General features: G+C 60.7%; 17 protein-coding genes. 6 read left to right on the forward strand and 11 right to left on the reverse strand.

The genetic code is table 11. From position 1 onward, the window contains the following. A partial coding sequence (locus tag HMPREF3175_RS03250) for a Na+/H+ antiporter NhaA (RefSeq protein ID WP_176745120.1) occupies positions 1-483 on the reverse strand: 483 nt, incomplete at its 3' end. A 199-nt stretch (positions 484-682) separates the two neighbouring features. Continuing rightward, a complete protein-coding gene (locus tag HMPREF3175_RS03255; RefSeq protein WP_052048548.1) occupies positions 683-1,174 on the reverse strand; it encodes a DUF2505 domain-containing protein in 492 nt (163 codons plus the stop codon). A 153-nt stretch (positions 1,175-1,327) separates the two neighbouring features. Here HMPREF3175_RS03255 and mfd point away from each other — a divergent pair, with 153 nt between their 5' ends. Further along, positions 1,328-4,924 carry a transcription-repair coupling factor gene (gene mfd, locus HMPREF3175_RS03260; protein ID WP_070490668.1) on the forward strand — a complete coding sequence of 1,199 codons (3,597 nt, stop codon included), beginning with the start codon at positions 1,328-1,330 and terminating at the stop codon, positions 4,922-4,924. A 140-nt stretch (positions 4,925-5,064) separates the two neighbouring features. Here mfd and HMPREF3175_RS03265 read toward each other — a convergent pair whose 3' ends face one another. After that, a complete protein-coding gene (locus HMPREF3175_RS03265) occupies positions 5,065-5,370 on the reverse strand; it encodes a hypothetical protein (protein ID WP_070490669.1) in 306 nt (101 codons plus the stop codon). Between the two features lie 175 nt (positions 5,371-5,545). On the opposite strand from HMPREF3175_RS03265, the gene HMPREF3175_RS03270 reads away from it, so the two are divergent. Then, entirely contained in the window at positions 5,546-6,958 is a 1,413-nt protein-coding gene (locus HMPREF3175_RS03270) for an NAD(P)H-quinone dehydrogenase (RefSeq protein ID WP_176744711.1), read from the forward strand. Between the two features lie 148 nt (positions 6,959-7,106). On the opposite strand, the gene HMPREF3175_RS03275 is transcribed toward HMPREF3175_RS03270, so the two are convergent. From HMPREF3175_RS03275 to HMPREF3175_RS03300, 6 genes are all read right to left on the reverse strand, one after another. After that, positions 7,107-8,879 carry an acetyl/propionyl/methylcrotonyl-CoA carboxylase subunit alpha gene (locus HMPREF3175_RS03275; protein WP_070490670.1) on the reverse strand — a complete coding sequence of 591 codons (1,773 nt, stop codon included), beginning with the start codon at positions 8,877-8,879 and terminating at the stop codon, positions 7,107-7,109. 217 nt (positions 8,880-9,096) lie between these two features. Next, positions 9,097-9,798, reverse strand: a complete 702-nt coding sequence (locus tag HMPREF3175_RS03280) for a Maf family protein (protein WP_070490671.1) — start codon at positions 9,796-9,798, stop codon at positions 9,097-9,099. Beyond that, positions 9,788-10,561: a type 1 glutamine amidotransferase gene (locus HMPREF3175_RS03285; protein WP_083285508.1), complete on the reverse strand. Its 774-nt coding sequence runs from the start codon at positions 10,559-10,561 to the stop codon at positions 9,788-9,790. The genes HMPREF3175_RS03280 and HMPREF3175_RS03285 overlap by 11 nt, the downstream gene beginning before the upstream one ends. Before the next feature lie 32 nt (positions 10,562-10,593). Further along, on the reverse strand, positions 10,594-11,955 hold the full coding sequence (locus HMPREF3175_RS03290) for a Mur ligase family protein (RefSeq protein WP_218078872.1): 1,362 nt from the start codon (positions 11,953-11,955) through the stop codon (positions 10,594-10,596). A gap of 99 nt (positions 11,956-12,054) precedes the next feature. Further along, positions 12,055-13,725, reverse strand: a complete 1,671-nt coding sequence (locus HMPREF3175_RS03295; protein WP_070490672.1) for a DUF885 domain-containing protein — start codon at positions 13,723-13,725, stop codon at positions 12,055-12,057. A 25-nt stretch (positions 13,726-13,750) separates the two neighbouring features. Further along, the gene (locus tag HMPREF3175_RS03300; protein ID WP_070490673.1) at positions 13,751-15,700 is read right to left on the reverse strand and encodes a heavy metal translocating P-type ATPase; all 1,950 of its coding nucleotides are present in this window, start codon (positions 15,698-15,700) and stop codon (positions 13,751-13,753) included. A 274-nt stretch (positions 15,701-15,974) separates the two neighbouring features. Between HMPREF3175_RS03300 and HMPREF3175_RS03305 the strand changes: the two genes are divergently transcribed. The 3 genes from HMPREF3175_RS03305 to HMPREF3175_RS03315 all read left to right on the forward strand — a co-directional run bounded on the left by HMPREF3175_RS03305 (position 15,975) and on the right by HMPREF3175_RS03315 (position 20,824). Continuing rightward, positions 15,975-17,549, forward strand: coding sequence for an AAA family ATPase (locus tag HMPREF3175_RS03305; RefSeq protein WP_070490674.1), 1,575 nt, complete (start codon positions 15,975-15,977; stop codon positions 17,547-17,549). Between the two features lie 116 nt (positions 17,550-17,665). After that, a complete protein-coding gene (gene catA / locus HMPREF3175_RS03310; RefSeq protein WP_070490675.1) occupies positions 17,666-18,535 on the forward strand; it encodes a catechol 1,2-dioxygenase in 870 nt (289 codons plus the stop codon). A gap of 402 nt (positions 18,536-18,937) precedes the next feature. Then, positions 18,938-20,824, forward strand: a complete 1,887-nt coding sequence (locus tag HMPREF3175_RS03315) for an FAD-dependent monooxygenase (protein WP_070490676.1) — start codon at positions 18,938-18,940, stop codon at positions 20,822-20,824. A gap of 95 nt (positions 20,825-20,919) precedes the next feature. Here the strand turns inward: HMPREF3175_RS03315 and HMPREF3175_RS03320 are convergent, their stop codons facing one another. Further along, positions 20,920-22,023, reverse strand: a complete 1,104-nt coding sequence (locus HMPREF3175_RS03320) for a mandelate racemase/muconate lactonizing enzyme family protein (RefSeq protein ID WP_070490677.1) — start codon at positions 22,021-22,023, stop codon at positions 20,920-20,922. Then, positions 22,020-22,976 (reverse strand): LysR family transcriptional regulator, encoded by a 957-nt coding sequence (locus tag HMPREF3175_RS03325; protein ID WP_070490678.1) that lies wholly within the window; start codon positions 22,974-22,976, stop codon positions 22,020-22,022. The genes HMPREF3175_RS03320 and HMPREF3175_RS03325 overlap by 4 nt, the downstream gene beginning before the upstream one ends. A 333-nt stretch (positions 22,977-23,309) precedes the next feature. Here HMPREF3175_RS03325 and catC point away from each other — a divergent pair, with 333 nt between their 5' ends. Beyond that, positions 23,310-23,618, forward strand: a complete 309-nt coding sequence (gene catC / locus HMPREF3175_RS03330) for a muconolactone Delta-isomerase (protein ID WP_070490679.1) — start codon at positions 23,310-23,312, stop codon at positions 23,616-23,618. Positions 23,619-23,687: the final 69 nt, after the last annotated feature.

Below are 23,687 nucleotides of genomic sequence, written 5' to 3' on the forward strand. Positions count from 1 at the left end.
GATGATGCTAACCACCCCAACCACACCAGCGGAGGCCCAATGGCCGATCGACATGTCGATCGTGGTGAAACCTAGCGGCAACACGAAATGGGAATCGCGTACACCGTAGTACCAGTCCTGTAGCGGGGTGTTAGCCACCGTGACTGCCGCGATGGCGGCGATGATGAGCAAAATGCCGCCGATCGAATCCGAACGGAGGATGTTGCCGATCCGGTGGCTGAACTTGGATTGACCAGCACGAGCCGGGGGAGTCTGGAAGTGCGTCAGGTCATCGAAGGGGACGTGATAGACGTGGCCGTCCTCGGGATGCTGGATAGCAACCGTGTCTTCGCGCGGCTTAGACAGCAAACGAGGCTTATTCTCCTCGTCGTTGTGCTGCTGGCCGTCAATGTCCTGGCTGTCGTCCTGGGCGCTACCTGTTTCCAGGTTCTCTGTAGCCTCTAGCGCATCAGCTGCGGCATCGTTGTTTTCTGGTTGCTTCAAGGAACTCTCCTGCGTACGTGTTTCCATTGCCGACCAGACTTCCCGGCGCACCAAAGCAATATCCTAACGAAGATTTACCGCTGAGGTGCTGGCGCGCGGCTATGTGCCCGTATGTTTCGGGCCAAATAATTCGCGCCCGAGGGTCTCGGGCGCGAATAACTGGTGGCTGCTTGTCGAAGCTACTTACTTCGAGAGCTGCTTATTTTGCGATCTGTGCGCTGATGGCCTCGGCGCGGGCCGAGAGGATGCGCTCGACCATTGGTTCAGCGTGCTTAGCGATCTTCGAGCCGAGCAGTGGGATGCCGCTCTTGACATCACCGGTGAAGCTCATCTCGGTGGCATCGCCCTGGGCCTTGAGGGTTTCGGTGCCGGAGAAGGAAACCGGGACGCCACCGACCTGTGCGGAGAGCTCAGCTTCAGCCTGATCAGCGCCGGACGTGTACTTCCAGTCTTCGGTGATGGTGACCTTCAAGCCGTTCTTGATGATGCTCGAGAGGAAGCTTGGCAGGCGCTCGCCCGAGATGGACACGGTCATGGTCACGGTTGGGGATGCGGCGTCACCGCTGACGCTGTGATCAACGAGCTCGCCCTGGGCGCGCGCTGCCAAGGATTCGGCTACTTCGCGGGCCGCGGTTGCCTCGATAACCTCTGGGATCGAAGCGTTGATGTTTGTGGAGGAGGACAAAGCCATGGGTATGCACTCGCTTTCTGCTGTTAATTTCGGGCCGGTAGGCACCGATAGGATGATGTGTGCATCTAATAGTATGGCCTGTCGCGCTGACGTGTGACGGACCCGGTTGGTCCCTTGACGCATGAACTTGACAAGGGAAGAGGAAGGCGTTGCATGTCCCTGAACGGTCTGCTCACCGCGCTATCGAGGGATTCTGCCTTTGAGCGGATTCGGGTTTCTGCCGAGCGTGGACCGGATGCTGGAGACGAAAAAGAGATCGCGGCACCTGAAGGCATGCGGCCGCCGTTGGTCGCGCAGATCGCCCAGGCTTTGCCGCAGCCAGCCGATGCCGCAGAAGGGGCGGCTCGCGCTGTGACGGTCGTGGTGACGGCCACAGGCCGTGCGGCGGGGGACCTGGTCGATGCGTTGGGTAGCTATATGCCTCACGGTGCGGTTGAGGAGTTCCCGGCGTGGGAGACGCTGCCGCACGAGCGGCTTTCCCCGAAGTCGGATACGGTGGGCCGCCGTTTGAATGTTTTGCGGCGGCTTCATGTTCGTGATGAAGCTCTCAAAGTTGTTGTGATGCCGGTGCGCTCGCTGATCCAGCCGATCGTGGATGGGCTGGGCGCGTTGGAGCCGGTTGAGCTGGTGCGCGGAGCTGAACAGGATTTCGATGCGGTGGTTGAGGCGCTCGCGGCCGCCGCGTATTCGCGCGTGGATATGGTGGCCAACCGCGGTGAGTTCGCGGTGCGTGGCGGGATTATTGACGTGTTCCCGCCAACTCAAGAGCATCCGGTGCGTGTGGATTTCTTTGGTGACGAGATCGAGGAGATCACGTATTTCTCGGTTGCTGATCAGCGTTCCATGATGGGAGAGGACGCATCCCTGGAGCGGGTTGAGTGCCCTCCGTGCCGTGAAATGTTGGTGGATTCCGGGGTGCGTGAGCGTGCCCGGGGGCTTGCGGATTCGATGCCGGGTGCCCGGGACATGCTTGAGAAGATCGCTGCCGGGCTCAGCGTTGAGGGCATGGAGTCTTTGGCGCCTTTGCTTGCCGAGAAGATGGTTCCGTTGTCTTCAGTCTTCGGGCCAGGCTCGGTGGTGATTGTTGCCGATCCGGAGCGGGTTTCTGGGCGTGCGGCGGATCTGCTGGCCACGAACGCAGAGTTCTTGGAAGCCTCGTGGTCTTCTGCCGCGATGGGTGCCGAAGCACCGGTTGATATATCGCAGGTCACGGGTGGATCAACCCACGATGCGGCGGCCGCCGGTTTCCAGACGCTCGCTCAAGTCCGGTCCGAGGTCTTAGACGCAGGGCTTGCGTGGTGGACTATGACTTCGCTCGGCGCAGATGAGGAGCTGGTCCAGGAGGGGCTGACAGTTCGGATCCCGGCCCGCGAGCCTGCCGCGTGGCGGGGGGATGTCGCCCAGATGCTTCAATACGTGGGCGGCCGGATCCGTGACGAATGGTCAGTTGTGGTGGTCACCGACGGTGCCGGGCCTGCCAACCGTCTGGTTGAGTTGTTCGCAGACGCCGATATCGCCGTCAACCGCGTCGAATCGATCGATGAAGAACCCCGGGCCGGGGTGATTCAGGTGACTCAAGCGCTCGCCGGCAACGGTTTCGTTCTCGATGGCCTCAAGCTCGCGTTCCTCACCGAAGCCGATGTCTTGGGCCGGGCAAGCTCGGCAGTGGCACGCTCCACGAAAAAGCTTGCCTCGCGTCGGCGGCATGCTGTTGACCCGTTGACCCTTGAAGAAGGCGACTATGTTGTCCACGACCAGCACGGCATCGGGCGCTTCAAGGAAATGCAGCAGCGTAAGACCGCAGGCGCGGTGCGTGAATATTTGGTGATCGAGTACGCGCCGTCTAAGCGCGGGGCGCCGGGGGACCGGTTGTTTGTCCCGACGGATCAGCTGGATCAGATCACCCGTTATGTGGGTGGGGATCAGCCGACGCTGTCGAAGATGGGTGGTTCGGACTGGTCGCAGACGAAGTCGAAGGCGCGGCGCGCGGTCCGGGAGATCGCCGGTGAGCTGGTGAAACTGTATTCGGCGCGGATGGCTTCCCGCGGGCACGCGTTCGCCCCGGACACTCCGTGGCAGGCCGAACTTGAGGCAGCGTTTCCGTACGTTGAGACTCCGGATCAGTTGACCACGATCGATGAGGTCAAAAAAGACATGGAGTCCGAGGTCCCGATGGACCGTCTGATCTCAGGTGATGTGGGTTTCGGTAAGACCGAGGTTGCTGTGCGGGCCGCGTTCAAGGCGATCCAGGACGGCAAGCAGGTTGCGGTTCTGGTTCCGACCACGCTGCTTGCCCGCCAGCATTTTGAGACGTTCACCGAGCGTTTCGCGGGCTTCCCGGTTGCTGTGCGGGCGCTCTCGCGTTTCCAGACCGCTAAGGAGTCGAAAGAGACGATTGCCGGGCTTGCCGATGGCACGGTCGATGTGGTGATCGGCACGCACCGGTTGCTCTCGAACCAGGTTCAGTTCAAGGATCTGGGCCTCATTGTGGTGGACGAGGAACAGCGTTTCGGCGTCGAACATAAGGAGCAGTTGAAGAAGCTGCGCACCAACGTGGATGTCTTGGCGATGTCTGCAACCCCGATTCCACGCACGCTGGAGATGTCGCTGTCCGGGATCCGTGAGACCTCGACCCTGGCGACCCCGCCGGAGGAGCGGCACCCGGTTTTGACGTATGTGGGCCCGTACACGGATAAGCAGGTGGTGGCAGCGATTCGGCGTGAGCTGATGCGTGAGGGCCAGGTTTTCTATGTGCATAACCGGGTGTCCTCGATCGATAAGGTTGCCGGTCAGCTCGCCGAGCTGGTCCCGGAAGCGCGGATCGCTGTGGCGCACGGCCGGATGTCGGAGAGCCGGCTTGAGCAGATCATGGTGGATTTCTGGGAGGGCCGTTATGACGTGCTCGTGTCCACGACCATCATCGAAACCGGCCTGGATATCGCGAACGCGAACACTCTGATTGTGGATCGCGCGAACATCTATGGCCTGTCCCAGCTGCATCAGTTGCGTGGGCGTGTGGGCCGTGGCCGTGACCGTGCGTACGCGTATTTCTTGTGGGATCCGGAGCGTCCTTTGGGCGAGGTTGCGCTTGAGCGCCTCAAAGCGGTTGCAGCCCATAACGAGCTGGGTTCGGGGCACCAGTTGGCGATGAAGGACCTCGAGTTGCGCGGCGCAGGCAACCTTCTGGGTGGCGAGCAGTCCGGCCACATCCAAGGTGTCGGTTTTGACTTGTATATCCGCCTGGTGGGTGAGGCCGTGGCCGCGTTCAAGGGCGATACGGACGCTACGGCCAAGGAAATGAAGATCGAGCTTCCGTTGAACGCTCACTTCCCGGAAACCTACGTTCCGAGTGAACGCTTGCGCTTGGAGGCGTACCGGAAGCTGGCGCAGGCAACTAAGCCTGCAACGGTCGATGCGGTGGTTGAGGAGCTGCAGGACCGTTACGGTGAACTCCCGGAGGCCGCGCAGCTGCTGGTTTCGGTTGCGCGGGTGCGTATTGTGGCGCGTTCGGTGAACATCAACGAGATCCAGGCTCAAGGTAACTACATCCGGTTCGCTCCGGATAACATCGCTGAATCGCGTGTGATGCGGATGAAGCGCCTCTATCCGGGGGCGATGCATAAGCCTGCGTTGAAGGCGATCCTGGTTCCGTTCCCCAAGGGGAAAGGGATCGGTGCGCAACGGCTCGCCGACCAAGAGCTACTCGACTGGGTCGAGACGTTCCTGACGTCCGTGTTCGGGGAATCCTAGGCCGTGGGGAGTCCTAGGCCGTTCAGCGGCCGAGGAGAGCGGCCGGTAGCCGAAAAAGCTACAAGCAGAAAGGTGGGGCGCATCCGCTACGGATGCGCCCCACCTTGAGGTTTATAGGCCGTGTTGCTTATAAGTCGTGCTTACTTGGAGACGGCTTTACGGTACTCGTCGTCCACAGAGTCCAATGCACCGGCTTCGTTAGCGGTGACGTCCGGGTTCTTGTTGGAGCGGCCGGTCACGTGTTTACCGATGCCGAATGCGAGCGTGCCGCCCACTACACAGGCAATGAATGGGAACCAGGCCTTAGCTGGGTCATGCAGGTCAGCGAAACTGAGTGCGTAAATACCTGCGAGGAGAATTCCGAACAGCACCAGGAACAGGATGATGTTGCTGACTGCGTGGCCTTCACCTGAGTGGTTCTTGTTCTTTCCATCGGCCGAGTACACGGATGGCCTCCTAGGGGCAAAGCATTAGGTCAATGCATTGGTTCAGTCCAAAGCGATGATGACAGCGCTCGCGCGCATTCGTGTCCATCGTATCAAGTTTGAGCGGTGCGCGCGCCTTTACGCCGTGCCGGTCGGCTTGTGCGTTAGCCAGCCCTTGTGTGCTGGAGATGACACAATGGAGGCTGTGAGCGCTCAAGTTGATTTTACTTCTCCACGTCTTGTCATTATTGGTGGCGGCCCAGGCGGTTATGAAGCGGCGATGGTCGGTGCACAGTTGGGTGCACAGGTGACCCTGATTGAAGAGCAGGGGACGGGCGGTTCGGCCGTTCTGACTGACGTTGTGCCTTCGAAGACCCTGATCGGTTCCGCTGACGCTATCCGCCGGGTTTCCGTTGCGAACGATTTGACGATCCGCGGTACGGACGAACATGAGGTCGATGCCGATCTCGGCTATATCAATGAACGTCTGCTGGCGTTGGCTGCCGAGCAGTCGGCCGACATCCGTTCTGGTCTTGTCAAAGCCGGCGTTGAGGTGGTCGATGGCCGCGGCCGTTTGGTGGGTACGCACACCGTTGAAGTTGAGTCTAAGGATGGCTCCACGGCCCGTTTCGATGCCGACTATGTGATTGTTGCGGTGGGTGCGCATCCGCGTGAATTGCCGACCGCTGTTCCTGATGGTGAGCGGATCATGACCTGGAAGCAGGTCTATGAGATGAAGGAGAACCCCGAACACCTGATCGTGATTGGTTCAGGTGTTACGGGTGCCGAGTTCGCGTCTGCTTATAACCTGTTGGGTACTCGCGTGACGCTGGTGTCTTCGCGTGACCGTGTTCTTCCCGGCGAGGATGAGGACGCGGCACGTTTGCTTGAGGACGTGTTCCAGGAGAACGGTGTTGAGGTCCGTTCCGAGGTCCGCGCTAATTCTGTAGTTCGTGATGGTGACCGCGTCACGGTTGCGCTCTCTGACGGGACCACGGTTGAAGGTTCCCACTGCTTGGTTGCGGTGGGTGCGATCCCGAACACGGCTGAGATGGGTCTTGAAGAGGCCGGTGTTGCTGTTGCTGAGTCTGGGCACATCACGGTCGATGGGGTCTCCCGCACAACTGTCCCGCACATTTACGCTGCCGGTGACTGCACGGGTGTGTTCCCGCTCGCCTCGGTAGCGGCGATGCAGGGGCGTATCGCGGTGGCTCACATGATGGGCGATGCCCTGACCCCGTTGAAGGTGGATGAGGTCGCCTCCAACGTGTTCACCTCCCCAGAGATTGCAACGGTCGGTATTACGCAGGCGCTCGTTGATCAGGGGGCTGTCGCGGCGGACTCGTTCATGCTGGACTTGGCGACGAATCCGCGCGCGAAGATGATGGGCATCAAGCGTGGCTTCATCAAGATTTTCGCCCGTAAGGGTAGTGGTACCGTGCTGGGCGGGGTTGTTGTGGCTCCGCGTGCCTCCGAGTTGATCTATCCGATCGCGACCGCGGTGCGCAAACACCTCAACGTCGATGACCTGGCAGATACCGTGACGATCTACCCGTCGCTGTCCGGCTCGATCGCCGAGGCCGCACGCCGCCTCCACCACCACATCTGACGTTGCTTACGGGGGCACCGCCACATCTGACATCTGAGGCTGCATCAGCGCAACGTAGGGCCGGGAAACTTCCACGTTTCCCGGCCCTACGTTTATGACTTTCGAATCGGCGCGATTCTTAGGCGGCGCGATTCCTTTTCGTCATCGCTTATTCGTCGTCGATGGTGCACAGCACCTCGGAGGCGGAGACTGTCCCGCCAACGTTGGCCTTGAGTTTCTTGACCACACCGTCGCGGTGCGCGGTGATCGGTTGTTCCATCTTCATCGCTTCAAGCACCACGACCAGATCCCCTTCGGAGACCTTAGCGCCTTCCTTGACGGCAACCTTGACGATCGTGCCCTGCATCGGTGAGGTCAGGTCATTGCCGGACGCAGCGGCAGCTGCGCCGCCACGTGCACGCTTAGGGCGCTTCGGCTTGTGCTGGGCGCGGGCACCCGAACCGGAGCCGAGCGAGGCCGGCAGAGCGATCTCAAGCCGGCGCCCACCAACCTCGACCGTGTAGTGCTGGATGTCCTCGTCTTCTTCCTCAGCCGGGGTGGCTTTGGTGTATGGCTTGATGGTGTTCTTGAACTCGGTTTCGATCCAGCGGGTGTGAACCTCGAACGGCTTGTTCTCATCCTCCGGGATGAACGCTGGGTCTTCCATCACGGCGCGGTGGAACGCGACCACGGTCGCCATGCCTTCGATCTGAAGTTCCTTCAACGCGCGGCGGGAGCGTTCAGCGGCTTCCAGGCGGGTGCGGCCGGTCACGATGAGCTTAGCGATCATCGAATCGAAGTTACCGGTCACGGTCTCGCCCTGCTCAACACCGGTATCCACGCGCACGCCCGGGCCGGTAGGGAACGTCAAGGTTGTGAGGGTGCCCGGGGTCGGCATGAAGTTACGGCCCGGGTCTTCACCGTTGATGCGGAACTCGAAGGAGTGCCCGCGCAACTCAGGGTCTTCGTAGCCTAAGGTTTCGCCGCGTGCGATGCGGAACTGTTCACGCACCAGGTCGATCCCGCTGATCTCTTCGGAGACGGTGTGCTCAACCTGGAGGCGAGTGTTGACCTCGAGGAAGGAGATCACGCCGTCCTGGCCTACGAGGAATTCACACGTTCCTGCGCCGACGTAGCCGGCTTCCCGCAAGATCGCCTTCGAGGATTCGTACAGGCGCTGGTTCTGTTCATCAGTCAGGAACGGTGCAGGGGCTTCCTCAACGAGCTTCTGGTTGCGGCGCTGCAGCGAGCAGTCACGGGTCGAAACAACAACCACGTTGCCGTCCTTGTCCGCAAGGCACTGGGTTTCGACGTGGCGTGGGGCATCCAGGAAACGTTCGATGAAGCATTCACCGCGGCCGAAAGCCGCGGTCGCCTCACGCACGGCGGAATCGTACAGCTCGGGGATGTCGGAGCGGTCACGCACAACCTTGATGCCGCGGCCACCACCACCGTGGGCCGCCTTGATGGCGATCGGGAGACCGTGCTCGTCAGCGAAGTCGAGGACCTCCTGGGTCGAGGAGACCGGGTCTTTCGTGCCAGGAACCAGCGGAGCGCCCACCTTCTGCGCGATGTGGCGGGCCTGGACCTTGTCACCCAACGCACGGATCGCTTCAGGGGACGGACCGATCCAGATCAAACCGGCATCGAGCACAGCCTGGGCGAAGTCAGCGTTCTCGGCGAGGAAACCGTAGCCCGGGTGCACAGCATCAGCTTTCGCGCGCTGAGCGACCGAGATGATCTTCTCGATGTTCAAATACGATTCGGTAGCGGAAGCCCCGCCCAGCGCGAACGACTCATCAGCCATGCGTGCGTGCATAGCGTTACGGTCAGAGTCGGCGTACACGGCGACGGACTTGATGCCCTCATCGGCCGCCGCGCGAATAATGCGGACAGCGATCTCGCCACGGTTGGCGATCAAAACCTTCGTCAGTTCTGGCATGAGCCTGGCTGCTCCTTACGTTGCATAGACTCTGTGAGCCTATCCGATATGTGGGGAACCTCCTGAATTCTCCAGGAATTCCCGCCCCAATTGGCCTGTATTTTGTGGGAACCCTACAGGCCGTTGCATTGCCTTAAGCCTACGACGACCCACGCGCCGTGGTCAGTGCCCTCACTCGTGCGCAATCTTATGCACAGCCTTGTGCGCAGTCTTGTGTTCAGCGCGGCCACACGAGCGTGAGTGGTAGCCCCAGCTGGTTGAGCATGCGCCGCAGCGCGGCAGGGGAGAGGCCTACCACAGCGTGGAAGTCGCCCTCGATACCGTCGATGAGGGCTGCGGCCCGGCCATCGACCGTGAAAGCGCCGGCGCACGGCAAAGGTTCCCCGGTAGCGATGTAGGCCTCAAGTTCCTCATCGGTGACGGAAGCGAACCGGACCGTGGACGAGACGCACTCGGTAGCTTTCTGCCCGGTCTGCAGGTCGATCAGGCAATGCCCTGAATGCAGCACGCCTTCACGGCCGCGCTGGGAAAGCCAGCGCTTACGGGCCGCTTGAGGTGTGTGGGGCTTCCCGTACGCTACCCCTTCGAATTCAAAGACCGAATCACACCCCAAAACAAGCCGCGAACCGGTCGGGTTGCTGCGTAAGGTTTGGGCTACATCGGCGGCTTTCGCTTCAGCGAGCAGCTGCGCTTGAGCAGCAGGCGTCAGGCGCGCTTGAGCCTCCGCGGCGGCCGCGGCGACCACAGCATCCTCATCCACGTGAGAGCCTTGCTGAGAAAAAGCGATGCCCGCAGCTTTCAGCACTGCGGCACGCCCAGGGGAGGCTGAACCCAATACGAGTGCCGCAGGCGCATCGCTTGCGGAAAGCGAAGCACTTGCGGCGGAGGCAGGTACAGTGCCGGAAGCATCAGCGGCCAAGGTGGCCCTCCAAGCGTTCGGCACGCAGCGTGACAATCGAAGGGATCAGCAGGGGAGCGAGCTCAACGCCGGTCGCGACCGTGATCAGCTCATCAGCCAAAGCCGGGTTACGAGCCAAAACCGGCCCGTGCGGATACGTCCCGTACACGGTGCCCTTGACAGCGCCTTCCGTGCCGTCGCCGTTGCCAACACCCTCGATCACATCAGCCAACGGCTCTGTACCAGCCGAGAGTCGCGTCTGGCCGCCATGGTTCTCAAAACCGGTGATCAACGCGTCGTTGCCGCTCACGCCACGGCGGCGGGTCACAATCTCACCCACTGCACGCGGATCCCGGCGCACCGTGTGGGCATTCAACAGCCCTAAACCTTCACGCTCGTCATTATCGTGGCCGACCGTGAACGTCTCACCCAGAATCTGGTAGCCCGCACACACACCGAACACGACCGCGCCGCGCTCAACAGCGCGGCTCAGCACGCCATCGGCGGCAAGGGCACGCACCGCGGCGGTCTGCGCGCCGTCTTCACCGCCACCCAAAACATAGATGTCAGCGTCATCCGGGACCGGGGCGCCTGGCTCGGCAACATGCTCGGTCACTTCGGCGCCGCGGCGGCGGGCACGCTCGGCCAAAACCATCGCATTACCGCGGTCACCATAGATCCCCAGCAACGACTGATACACGTTCACGATGCTGAGTGTGCGGCCAGCCAATTCCAGCGATGCGGCCGCGCTGTTTGTTGGGGCCGCGCTGCTTGTCGAACTCATGCCGCCCGTCGTGTTTGGGTTGTTTTTCGTGCTCACTTGGCGCCTCCCATACGACGCAAAACCTGAAACGGAGTGTAGGTAGCAATAACATCGAGGGTCGCATCCGGATCCTCAAGCATCGAGCCCGCGGTCTCGATGGCTGTACCGAGGTCCTTGATGGTTTGACACTCAACGCCCGCATAATCGAGGCGGACGGCAAGATCAAACGTGTTCCGGCCGGTCGCGATCACTTTCCGGCCCCGCAGGGACTCGAACTCAACATCCCACAGCCACGAAACATCCCGGCCGTCAGCAAGCACCGAATCGATCGCCAAGACCAGCGGGTCACTCACACCCAGCGGCAAAGACTCAGCCCAGCCGGCAGGGTTCTTCGAAAGCATCAACCGGCACTTCACGCCGTGAATCTCGTTGATCCCGAAACGCCCAGCAGGAGCCTGGACCTTACGCATCCCCACCAACGCGGTCTGAGTATCCACACCCAGCTCACGCACGGTAGCCAACGCAACAGCGGCGTTACCCACGTTGAAACGGCCTGGGACATTCAACTGAAAATCCAGCTCGCTACCGTCAGCATCGCGCACAGTTTCACCGCGGACCACAATCGTGGAGTCCTGCTGGTGGCGGCCACAGCCAGGGCAGCGCCACGTACCAGCGAACGTGACGGTCCCGGAATCATCGACCTCCGGGTTTTCACGATCCAAAACCGTGTCACATCCCGGGCACAACACCGCGTCATCGTTCCACACCGAGCCAGGGTTGACCCAGACCGTATTGCGCGCGGTCTCAGCGGCCCACGCAACCAACGGCTCCTCGGCGTTGGCGATCACGAGCGGGCCGTCCTCACCGGCTTCCTCGAGCGCGTTACGCCACGCACGGGCCAGCCCCTTGATCTCGTGGTTGCGGTCCAGCTGATCGCGCGAGAAGTTCAACATCACCAGAATCTTCGGCTTACCAACCCTCACCAGGTCAGCCACAACACGCTCATCGACCTCCAACACAGCGAGGTCCGCCTTCGGTGCCTCAGACAACGCAGAGGCGATACCGCGATGCAGATTCGCGCCATCAGCGTTCGTGACCAACCGGGCGGCATCCTCACCCAACGCCTCACGCACAGCGGAAGCGACAAAGTGCGTGGTTGTTGTCTTGCCGTTAGTACCGGTGACCGTAACGATGGTGCGGCCGGCGAGCAACTGCTCAAACGCGCGCGGAGCCAAGCGGGTGAGGATCGCGCCCTGAATCGATTGACCTGAGCCGCGACCCACCAACCGGGAACCGAGCCGCGCGGCGCGGCCTGCGAACGTAGCGAAAGACAAACGCGCACGGTCCAAGACCGGCATGCCGGCCCTCGCACGGGGATTGGATGCGGGAGGTTCGGGTAGATGCTGAGAAACCATAGGCTCTATCTTCCCATGTGGGGAAGTGCTACAAAGCACTTCCCCACATGGAATGACAGGTTGGCTCGGTCACAATTGCGCTTGCGACCGGCGGAGCCGTTAGCTCAGCGCCCGCCGCAGCGAATCCAGGCCCATGCCGCCGAGCTTCAGGGCGCGGGTGTGGAAGTCTTTAGCGCTGAACTCATCACCTTCGCGTTCTTCGACCTCCGCGCGGATCTGCATCCAGATCTGCTCACCGATCTTGTAGGCCGGAGCCTGGCCTGGCCAGCCCATGTAGCGCAGCCACTCAAATTCGATGCGGCCTTCGGACTCGAACACGTTCTTCTTCAAGAACTCAAGGCCCTTCTCAGCGGTCCAGACCCCTGCGCCCCAACGCTGCGGGACCTCGAAGCCGCAATGCAGACCGATATCGAAGACGACGCGGGCGGCACGCAGACGCTGGCCCATGAGCATCCCGAGGCGGTCGCCTGGATCTTCGAGGTAGCCGAGCTCTTCCATGAGGCGCTCAGCGTAGAGGGCCCAGCCCTCACCGTGCCCGGAAGTCCAGGAGAATTCGCGGCGGAAGCTGTTGAGCTCATCCGAGTTCATGGTTGAGGTAGCGATCTGCAGGTGGTGGCCTGGGACGCCCTCGTGGTAGACGGTCGAGGTTTCCGACCACGTCGTGAACGTGTCCTCACCCGCTGGCACGGACCACCACATGCGGCCTGGGCGGGAGAAATCATCGGATGGGCCCGTGTAGTAAATGCCGCCCTCATTGGTAGGGGCGATCATGCACTCGAGGCGATCCATAGGCGGTTCAATATCAAAGTGGGTTCCGGCAAGCTCCCGGACAGCCTTATCCGAAAGCCCCTGCATCCATTCGCGCAACGCATCCGTGCCGTGCAGCTGGCGTTGAGGGTCCGCGTTGAGAGCCTCCATCGCTTCTTCGATGGAGGCGCCCGGCTTGATCTGCTCGGCGACTTCCTCTTGCTCTGCGATGATCCGGTCGAGCTCTTCAACGCCCCACTTATACGCCTCTTCCAGATTGACTTCAGCGCCAAGGAAGTCACGCGATGCGAGTGCGTAGTATTCGCGGCCGCACGCGTCTTCTTGGCGGGCCGATGGGCGCAGAACGGTGGTGAGGTAGTCAGCGAACTCGGCATAAGCCTTCCCCGCATCAGCTGCTGCCGTTGCGAGTGCCTCGCGGGCGGAATCATCGAGGGACGCCGGTGCTGCGATCTCGGTGAGTTTAGCGAAGTAGCCGTCCTCGGCTGCGTATGCCGCACACTGCTCAGCGACGATATCCACCTGGCGAACCGCTGGCACCTTGCCGTTGGTGCGCGCCTCCTCGAGGGTTGCACGATAACCAGCCAGCGCCTCCGGGATGTGGGTTACACGGCGCGTGATCGCGGCCCAGTTTTCAGCGGTCTTTTGCGGCATGAGGTCGAGGATCGCTCGGATGCCTTGGGCCGGGGATGCGATGTTGTTGAACGACGGAACACCGGTATCCAACAGCTCGAGCTTGACGGTGAGGCGTTCGTTCATGATGTCGAGCGTGACGGCGTCGGCATCATCGGTTGGCTCGAGGGTCTTGAGCTTCTCGAGCGTCGATACGTACAGCTCGCGCTCCTGCGCTGTACCGGCAGGGGAATAGTCCGCGTAGTGGTCGGGGGCGTCCGGGCTCCCGATGCTCACGAGATGTTCAGGTACGAGCTTGCCGAACGCGGTCATAAATTCCTCGGCAACGGCATCGATCGCCGAAGGGGTACGTGGTGGTGTAGGTGTAGTCATGAAACTAGCCTAAAACGTTATCGCTCTAAATGAGAGCTCGGTCACGGTTGGTCGCGTTCCGCTGAGGGAGGAACCGGCTCACACGGTCCGGCCCGCCCAGGGCACGCAGCGCGTAGAGGATGCACGCGAGGTCCACGACTTCCTGCAAAAGTGCGCCGATGGTTGCCGGGATGAACCCGAACGCCGCGAAACCCATCAGGCCCAGCGAGAGGCCGATACCGATGAGGATCGCGGTGATCGCAACCTGGTAAGTCCATTTACCGACGTCGACTGCGCGGGCCACCAGCGAGATGTCTTCGCGGGTGATGACGGCATCGGCGGATTCACTAGCGGCAGATGCGCCGCGGGCACCCATCGCAACACCCACCCCAGCGGCGGCAAGGACGGGGGCGTCGTTGATGCCGTCACCCACCATGAGGGCCGGTTGCTGCATCTGGGTGATGCGGCGGACCTTATCTTCGGGCAGAAGATTGCCGGCGATGGCACTGACGCCGATGTGTTGCCCGACTGAATCTGCAGTGGCCTGGTTATCGCCGGTCAGCAACGCGATATCGCTGATTCCCAGTTCCCTCAGGGCCGTGATGGTGCCGGCTGCCTCTTCGCGGACCTCATCGGCCATGAGGATAATGCCGCCTAGTCTGGCATCAACGCTGATGTATACAGCGGTTTGCGAAGCGTGCAGGTCAGGCTGTGCAACCTCACCGGCGACTTCCTCGATAAAGGACTTCTTGCCTACGCGAACGTTCTGCCCGTCAACGATGGCGCTCACGCCGTTGGTGGCGATCTCGCTGGCATCGTGGGCTTCCAACATCGCGATCCCGCGTTCTTCAGCGGCTTCGATGATGCCATCAGCCAGAACGTGGGAAGAGAACTGCTCCGCGGTTGCCGTGAGTTGTAGCAGGCGAGCCTCATCGATTCCGTCAGCGGGAATGATCCGGTCGATGCGGGGGCGGCCGAACGTAACGGTGCCCGTCTTATCGAACGCGGCCGATTCCGCACGCGATAACGCCTCGAGGGTGGCGCCTCCCTTCACGATCACGCCCAAGCGCGAGGCGCGCGACATCCCACCCATGAACGAGACCGGCGCACCGATCAGTAGCGGGCATGGGGTCGCCAAAACCAGAACTTCAGCGAAACGCACAGGATCGCCTGAGAGCGACCACGCAATACCCGCGACGATGAGGGACACGATCGTGAACGGGACAGCGAAACGGTCTGCAACCCGGACCGTTGGTGCTTGCTGCTGTTCGGCCTCGCGCACCAGCTGAACAATCCGCTGGTACTGCGAATCCTCAGCGGTCGCGCTCGCGCGAATGCGGATCGCTGTGTGTCCGTTCACGGAACCAGACATGAGGCGCTCGCCGCGGGTCTTCGTCACGGGCAAAGGCTCGCCTGTGAGGCTCGCTTCATCGACCAAGGCGTGCTCATCGAGCAGTTGCGCATCCACCGGAACCACCTCAGACGGACGAACCATGAGGGTATCGCCCACCTTGACCTCTGTGACCGGAACGTCTTCAAGACCCAGCCCCGCATGTTCTTGGCCTGTTTGGTCAGGCCCTGCGCTGTCGATGCTGTGCTCCGCATCGACTGTGCTTTCCGCGGTGATGCGGTGGGCGGTATCGGGCGCGCGGTCCACGAGTGCTGTGAGTTCGCGTTGAGCCCTGGAAGCCGCGTAGTCTTCGAGCGCTTCACCGCCGGTAAGCATGAGCGCGATGATCGTGGCAGCGACGTATTCGCCGACCAGTAGCGAGGAGATCATTGCGACAACCGCGAGGATATCGAGGCCGAAGTTGCCGCGCAGTACGTCCCGGATCATGTCGATGGCGGTCACGAGGATGATGATCGAAACATAGACGGTCGCGACCCACTGGGCGGCAGGACTGCCCAAGACCCTCAAGGTGACAACCACCGCAAGCGCGATCAATGCCGTGCACGCAAGAAAATATTTCTGTGCAAAACCTATGAATCTGCCCATGAGTCAATAGTTCGCTAAAACCCTGACGGTTTCTAGCGAAGAAAGGCTAACCATAGTGAACGCAGGCTCACTTCATCTATACGCGGAGCGTCTAGGTTCATATGGACTAAGTAATTCTCGTGTCTGAAATTCTTAGCTAAGGTGATGGTCAGATACGGTGATGTAGGTCACGCGCTGACGCGGGAATGTGAGGCTGGTTACGGCCGCACAGGAGCTTGGTCAGCGCCACTGCCCACCGAGAGGAAAGCCCCAACTAACGTGAGGAGTGGACCTGATGTTCATTGCGCCAGCCGCAGTGGTTCGAGCCACAACATCAGAAGACATGGCTGTATCCCGCGAGCAAGCCAAGACCTGGCGCTCCGAAGGCATGGGGATCCCGGACCGCTTCCTCACGGATGCCGCGCTTGCGGATCTCGCCGCCACGGCCGAATCCCTCGGTAACGAAACCTTCGTGCGCACCATCGCCGCGGTGCAAGCCGCACGCAAAGGCGACTACGGGACCATCCCGAGCATCGAATCAGCTGAAGCCCTCTTCAAGCAGTTCCTCGCCGATGACAAGATCGACGGCTGGGTCTATGTGCAAGAAGAAGACGGCTACCTGCACCCCTACCTTGTAGCTGATATCAAGTTTGAGCACGCGGACATCTCCCGGGATGCACGCGTCAAGATCACGATGGAAGCGGACAGCCCCACCGTGCAGCGCCCATCCAAGACGCCGCGGTTGCTGTTGCTGGAAGACTCCGCGATCGTGGGTAAAACTCCCGAGCAGGCGCTGACCGCCCAGGGTGCCTTCCATGAAACTGAAGAGCTCAAGACTGCATATCAGAAGCGCCGGGATGTCTATCAGGACATCATCGATAACGGTTTTGCCCAGCAGTTCATGTTCACAGGGACCGCGATCCGCACCGAAGACCACAAGTCGCCTAAGAACCGCACCAACCGCAAGGTCGTCCAGGATGTGAAGCCAGGCTCGATCGCCCCGCTGCGCACCGGGTCCCCGTCCGTCCTGGCTGATAACACCGACGGGCAGGGCATGGGTGAAGTGCCCGTCGTCACCGCTGTCGCTGTCTTCGACCTCGCAGCGCAAGACTACATCGACGTCAACGTTGGCGACCTCACCCCGTACGAATACGACGAAAACCTGCGCGAGAAACTCGTGTTGCCACAAGAACAGGTTGAGCTACTCGACATCCTGACCTCAGATATTTCGGTGTTCACCGGCGACATCATCGAAGGTAAATCCGCAGGCAACGTGATCCTCGCCCGCGGCCGGCCAGGCGTGGGTAAAACCCTGACCGCGGAGGTCTATGCCGAGGTTTCGCACCGTCCGTTGTACTCGATCCACACCGGAACGCTTGGGATCAACCCGGAATCGATCCGTAAAAACCTCGAAACCGCATTCGAGCGCGCCAAACGCTGGGATGCAGTGTTGTTGCTCGACGAAGCAGACGTGTTCGTGTTGCAGCGCGGGCTGGAGCTTGAACAGAACGCGATCGTCGCTGAGTTCCTGCGCACCCTCGAGTACTACGACGGGCTACTCTTCCTGACCACCAACCGGGTGGACGGGGTTGACGAAGCGATCCTGGCCCGTTGCGCGGTCGTGATCGACTACGACCTGCCAAGCCGCGAAGATGCCCGCACTATTTGGGGCATGCTCGCTGAAGGCCACGGAGCCAACCTCGGGGATGGTCTACTCGACACCCTCGTGGAGACCTTCCCGAACATCACCCCGCGAGATATCAAAATGATCCTGCGCCTCGCGCTACGCATCGCGGCCTTCCGTAAGGACGAGGCGAACCTCGAAGCGTTCATCACCGCCGCGAAATACCGCGGCATCCACCCCGCATAAGCCACCGTCACGGCATCAAACCGGGTGCCGCAACGGATCAGCAAGACCAACCCAAACCGCTTCAACTGAAACCCTGTATTCAGTTGAATAAGTTTCAACCACTAAAAGGAGCAAACATGGCTACTCAGCACACCCAAGCATCTGAAGCCCGCGCCGCAGACTCCGGTGCACAGGCATCAGCCCGCTTCAAGGACCGCGCTGCCGCACATCGTGGCGATCAGCCAGTTGACCACGAACGCGTCAACCTACTTGCCGGTAAGGCGATCAAGGCGCTGACCGACATCGTCTACGAAGACAAGGTCTCCTACGAGGAATACAACGCCCTGAAGTCTTGGCTCATCAAGGTCGGCGAAGACGGCGAATGGCCACTGTTCCTCGATGTGTGGATCGAGCACGCAGTCGAGGACGTAGCAACCGAGCACCGCGAAGGCTCCAAGGGCACTATCGAAGGCCCGTACTACGTCGAGGACTCCCCAGAGTACGAATGGGACGCCAAGATCCCGATGCGCGAGGACGAGCCGGGCACCCCATTCCGCTTCAAGTCCAAGGTCACCGCGGTTGATGGCACCCCGCTGTCGAATGCGAAGATCGAGATGTGGCACGCGGACGAGTACGGTCTGTACTCGCAGTTTGCGCCAGGTATCCCGGAGTGGAACCTGCGCGCAAGCTTCCTCGCTAACGAGGACGGCGAATTCGACATCAAGACCATCCGCCCTGCGCCTTATCAGATCCCAACCGAGGGGGCATGCGGTCAGCTGATTGAGGCCGCCGGCTGGCACGCATGGCGTCCAGCGCACATCCACGTCAAGGTCTCCGCACCGGGATATGAGCTGCTCACCGCGCAGCTGTACTTCCCAGGCGATGAGCACAACGACGACGACATCGCATCGGCAGTCAAGCCGGAGCTCATGCTCGATCCGAAGCCATCGAGTGACGGCGAAGGTGAAGAGGTCCAGTACGACTTCGTTCTCGACCCAGAGCGCTGATCCGTACAGACCGCTGACCTAGCTAAGGCGTTGGGCGACGCCTTGCGGGTGAGGTGGGAGAGTGGCTCCGACCGTGGAGGTCGGGGCCACTCGTATTTAAAATCAAAGGCTTTCATACTGTTTGCTCGCTGGTTGATACACGCTGTGTTTCAAAGTCGCTTTAGTTTCTATATTTATCCATTATGCAATCTATTTGACGTGTCGCTTGGGGCAGTTTTGTAGCTTGAGAAACCTTTGGAACATGCGCGTCTAATTGCTTCAATCTTTAGTCCATGTAAAGCGATCCCCACTATTTTTGAATAAAAGAATGTGTATTCTGTGCAGATTCATGCCGGTTGATTAACTGTTAGCTTGGTCTCAATCGCACGTTCTGTGATGTGCGTTACACCAGGAGGCAAAACCGTGCAGTTTCATATTTCCGGATATTCAACAGGCGATCCGCTCGAACAGCCAGCGGCGGGCTATGGCGTGGATAGGCCCGAGGAGCTCCCAGACACGATGGATGTTCTGGTTGTAGGGTGCGGACCGGCAGGCTCGATCGCGGCAGCACAGCTCTCGCAGTTTCCGAACGTGAACACTCGCCTGATCGACCAGCGTCCACACCGCCTCGAGCTCGCCAACGCGGACGGCGTGCACTCCCGCACCATGGAGACCTTCCAAGCCTTCGGCTTCGCTCACGAGATCTTCGCTGAGGCCCACGAGATTACCGACATGGCGTTCTGGGTTCCGGACCCGCAGAACCCAGAGAACATCATGCGTGAAGTCAGCACCGCCGAACTTGGCCCTGAATACAGTGAATGGCCGATGATGCTCATCACGCAGGTGCGCATCATCGATCACTTCAACCGGTTCATGCGCAACTCCCCAACCCGCATGAAGCCTGACTACGGTTGGGAGTTCGTTGACCTCGAGGTCGCGCCCGAGTCTGCTAAAGAGGAATACCCGGTCACGGTCACCTTGCGGCGCAACGGTGGGCCAGAGGACGGCAAGGAACGCCAGGTTAAAGCCAAGTACGTTGTGGGCGCCGACGGGGCGAAGAGCAAGGTGCGTAAATCGCTCGGCTATCGTCTTCGCGGTAACCAGGCTAACCACGCGTGGGGTGTCATGGATGTCTTCGCTGACACCGACTTCCCGGATGTGCGTAAGAAGTGCACCATCAAGGGCAACTCGGGCCGTTCGATCCTGCTCATCCCGCGTGAGGGCGGCTTCCTGGTGCGCTACTACGTCGACCTCGGTGAGGTTGCAGAAGACGATAACCACGCAGTGCGTGAGACCCCGCTGCAGACCGTGATCGATACCGCGAACGAGATCATGCACCCCTACAGCATCGACGTCAAAAACGTTGTGTGGAACACGATCTACGAAGTCGGCCACCGTGTATCCGATCACTTCGATGACCGCGACTCCACCTACACTGACGGAGATCACCCCCGCGTGTTCATCGCAGGCGACGCATGCCACACCCACTCCGCTAAAGCGGGGCAGGGCATGAACGTCTCGATGCAGGACGGCTTCAACCTCGGTTGGAAGCTCGGCCACGTGGTTTCCGGTAACAGCCCAGATGAGCTGCTGCGCACCTACGCCGAGGAACGCAAGGACATCGCCCACCGGCTCATCGAATTCGATAAAGAGTGGTCCACCCTCATGGCGACCCCGGCAGACCAGCTGCCGGACCCGCAGACCGTGCGCCGCTTCTATAACAAGACCGCGGAGTTCAACGCCGGCTACCTCACCGAATACGAGCCATCCATGCTCACCACCAATGACGAGCATCAGGGCCTGGCTACCGGATACCCACTGGGTAGGCGCTTCCGGTCCGAGATGTGTGGGCGGGTGTGCGATCTGGTCCACACCCACATCGGGCATGAACACACAGCTGATGGGCGCTACCGCATCTATGTTTTCGCTGATGCAGAAATGCCCGGCGAATCGGAGCGTCTCAACGCGTGGGCGGACTGGGCGCATGAGCACCTCGATTCGAGCTTGTTCGATGTCAAGGTGATCTTCCAACAGCACTACCGTGCATTCGATATGCGGCACGTGCACCCGGCATTCAAACCGCGCGTGAGAGACTTCCAGTTGCTCAACATGGAAAACGCGTGGGGAACCCTCGAAGACGTCGACATCTTCGAAACCCGCGGCATCTCCCGGGACGGGGCGGTAGTGGTGGTCCGCCCAGACCAGTACGTAGCCGGTATCTTCCCGCTGGATCAGACCGATGAACTCGCAGAGTTCTTAGGCCGGACCTTCAACGACGTCAAAGCTAAGGCTTCAGCTGTGAAGGCGTAACCGCAATCCACCAACGCTAAGGGCGCCGCATCCATGTAAGGATGCGGCGCCCTCTCTCGCTGACGCGCAGGCTGCTGAGACGCAGGGTGTGCGCTTTACAGGTCGACGCGGTAGCGGGTGAGTTTGTCTTCGTCGATCTCAGCGCCCACGCCAGGGATGTCACGGACTGCGATGCGCCCGTCGATGATCTCGATCGGGTCGGCGAGCAGGTCATCTGCCATGTCGAGGAAGTTAGACAGCTCGCCGGCGCGTGCCGATGACGCCTTGTGTGCTGCACCGAAGGTCACCGTTGCCAGGGAGCCGATCTGGGTGTCGATCTGGTTGCCCATCGTCACGTCCACGCCGAGGCCCGTGCACAGCCCAAGGATTTCGGTCGCCTCGGTGAAGCCGGAGCGTGCGGTCTTGATGCAGATCGCGTTGCAGCCGCCGGATAACAGCTCACGTGATGCGTCCCCTGCGGTCGGAACCGACTCATCGCCCACAATCGGGATGCGCGAGTGGGTCACCAAGCGGCGGCGGCCCATCGCCTCCTTCGCGTCATTCGGTTCTTCGAACAGCGTGATTGGGAGGTCCTCGATCTGCCGCAGGACATCCATCGCCTGGTTCGCGCTCCAACCGCGGTTGGCATCCAAATAGATCTCGACGTCGTCGCCAAGGTGCTCAACGAGCGCGTGGCAGGCCTCAACATCCTCACTGACAGGCAGCCGGCCCACCTTGAGCTTGAACGTGGTGATGCCGTACTTCTCACCGAACATCTGCGCTTCCTCAACCAGCTCAGCGGCTGGTTTGAAACCGAGCATGTGGGAGACCCGCATCGAGTCCGTGTAGCCGCCCAAAAGCTTGTGCACGGGCTGTTCGGTGATCTTGCCCGCGATGTCCCACAACGCAATATCGACGGCACCTTTAGCGACCTGATTGTGGATCGTGCGGTGCATGATCGCGCGCACCTTCTCACGATCCAACGGGTTCAAACCGATGATCTCCGGCGCGAAAACCTCGTCGATGATCGTCTTGATCGAATGCTGGGTTTCCCCGTAGGTATAAGGCCGCGGAGGGGCATCCGCGACACCCGTGACGCCGGCATCAGTGTGGATGCGCACCAGCACGTGTTCAGCGTTGTGCACCTCGCCGGAGGCGAACTTGAGCGGCTTGACGTACGGGATGTTGTACGGGATCGCCTCGATGCCAGTAATTTTCACGGTGTCCTCCCACGGTCTGTAGGTTTTTGGCTTGTGTATTTGCGGTTGCGGCTGGAAATCTCCGGTTGAGGCAATGTAGCCGCCGCGTCGATAGTGGTGGTGATGAAGTTCTCTGCGATAGGGGTCAGCGCATCACCCTTCCACGCGATGCCGAGGCTGACCGTGATATCGGTCTGGAGCGGACGAAGGATGATGGATTCCTGGAACGGGTAGTGCGCTGAATATGGTACGAACGCGACCCCGATGTTGGCGGCCACGAGCGCGTTGAGTGTGCTGGTTTCGGTTGCGGTCTGCACCACCCGCGGCCGGAAGCCGTGTTCGCGGCACGCTTGATGCGCAAGGGATGCAACAGCGGATGCGCGCGGATAACTCACGACGTCGATGTTCATGACGTCCTCGGGGCTGACCGGCCCGGAGTCTTCGGCGAGGGGATGGTTGCGGCTGATCGCCAACGCGAGCCGGGTATCCATGATGGGCTTGTAGTTGAGTTCATCGGATGAAATAGGCGGCCGCAGCACCGCCAGGTCCATCCGGTTATCGAGCAGGGCCTGCTCCATGTGAGGGGTCAGCAGTTCACCGAACACTTTGAGCCGCACCAACGGATAGCGGTGGTGGGAGAGCCGGATCGCAGCCGGCATGAGCTCGTGGGTCGCGCTGCCTGTGAATCCGACCCGCAACACACCGGCTGAGCCGGCGCCGACATCGGCCACATCGCTTTGGGCTGACTCTACGGCAGAAAGAATCCCGGTTGCGCGTTCAAGCAGCAACTCCCCGGCAGGGGTCAGATCAACCCGACGCGTCGTGCGCTCAAACAGCTGGGTTCCGAGTTCTTGTTCGAGCTGCTTGATCTGTGCTGAAAGCGGCGGCTGAGCGATATGTAGGCGTTGCGCGGCGCGTCCGAAGTGCTTTTCTTCTGCCACCGCAACGAAGTACCGCAAATGGCGTAACTCCATGGGTTCTCTCCGTTCCGTCGAGGCAGTGATACTCGGTCGCGTCATCGTCGGCGCACCTGGCTGCGTCTGCGGAGGCCGGGGCGTCGAGTCCGGTGACGTATCTCACCTTAGATTCAGCTGGGTGGACTTGTGAAAGACTTTTATGAACCCTACTCATATAGCACAAGTATCAATGCCGGTGGTTTAGGTACTTCAGACTACGGTAAAGGGTGAATAGGGTGAAGCCTAGATACCCCAAGTTTCGATAGGCACAAGTTTCGATAGATACAGGACTTGTTAGGCACAAGCCTTGTTAGGCAGAAGACTTGGTACACATATACGAAGGAGATCACGATGCTGTTCCTCGCCCGCATGGACGTTAACTTCCCGGAAGATATGGACCCGGACACGATGGCCGATTTTCAGGCACGAGAGAAGGCCTACTCCTCTGACCTGCAGAACCGCGGCATCATGAAGGGCATCTGGCGCGTGGTAGGGGAGTACTCCAACTACTCGATGTATGAGGTCGATGGACACGACGAGCTCCACGCGATCTTCCAGGGCTTCCCAATGTTCAAATACATGGACGTCAAGGTGACCCCGCTGGCAACCCACCCGAATGCAACCAAGGACGACTTCTTCGCCCCTGCAACCGGGAACTGATGCCCGGGCATGAGCCGGAGTTAAACGGGCGGGCCCCAGAGAACACGTTCTCTGGGGCCCGCCCGTTTT

This window comes from Arthrobacter sp. HMSC08H08 (assembly GCF_001807575.1).
GTDB classification, from domain to species: domain Bacteria; phylum Actinomycetota; class Actinomycetes; order Actinomycetales; family Micrococcaceae; genus Pseudoglutamicibacter; species Pseudoglutamicibacter albus.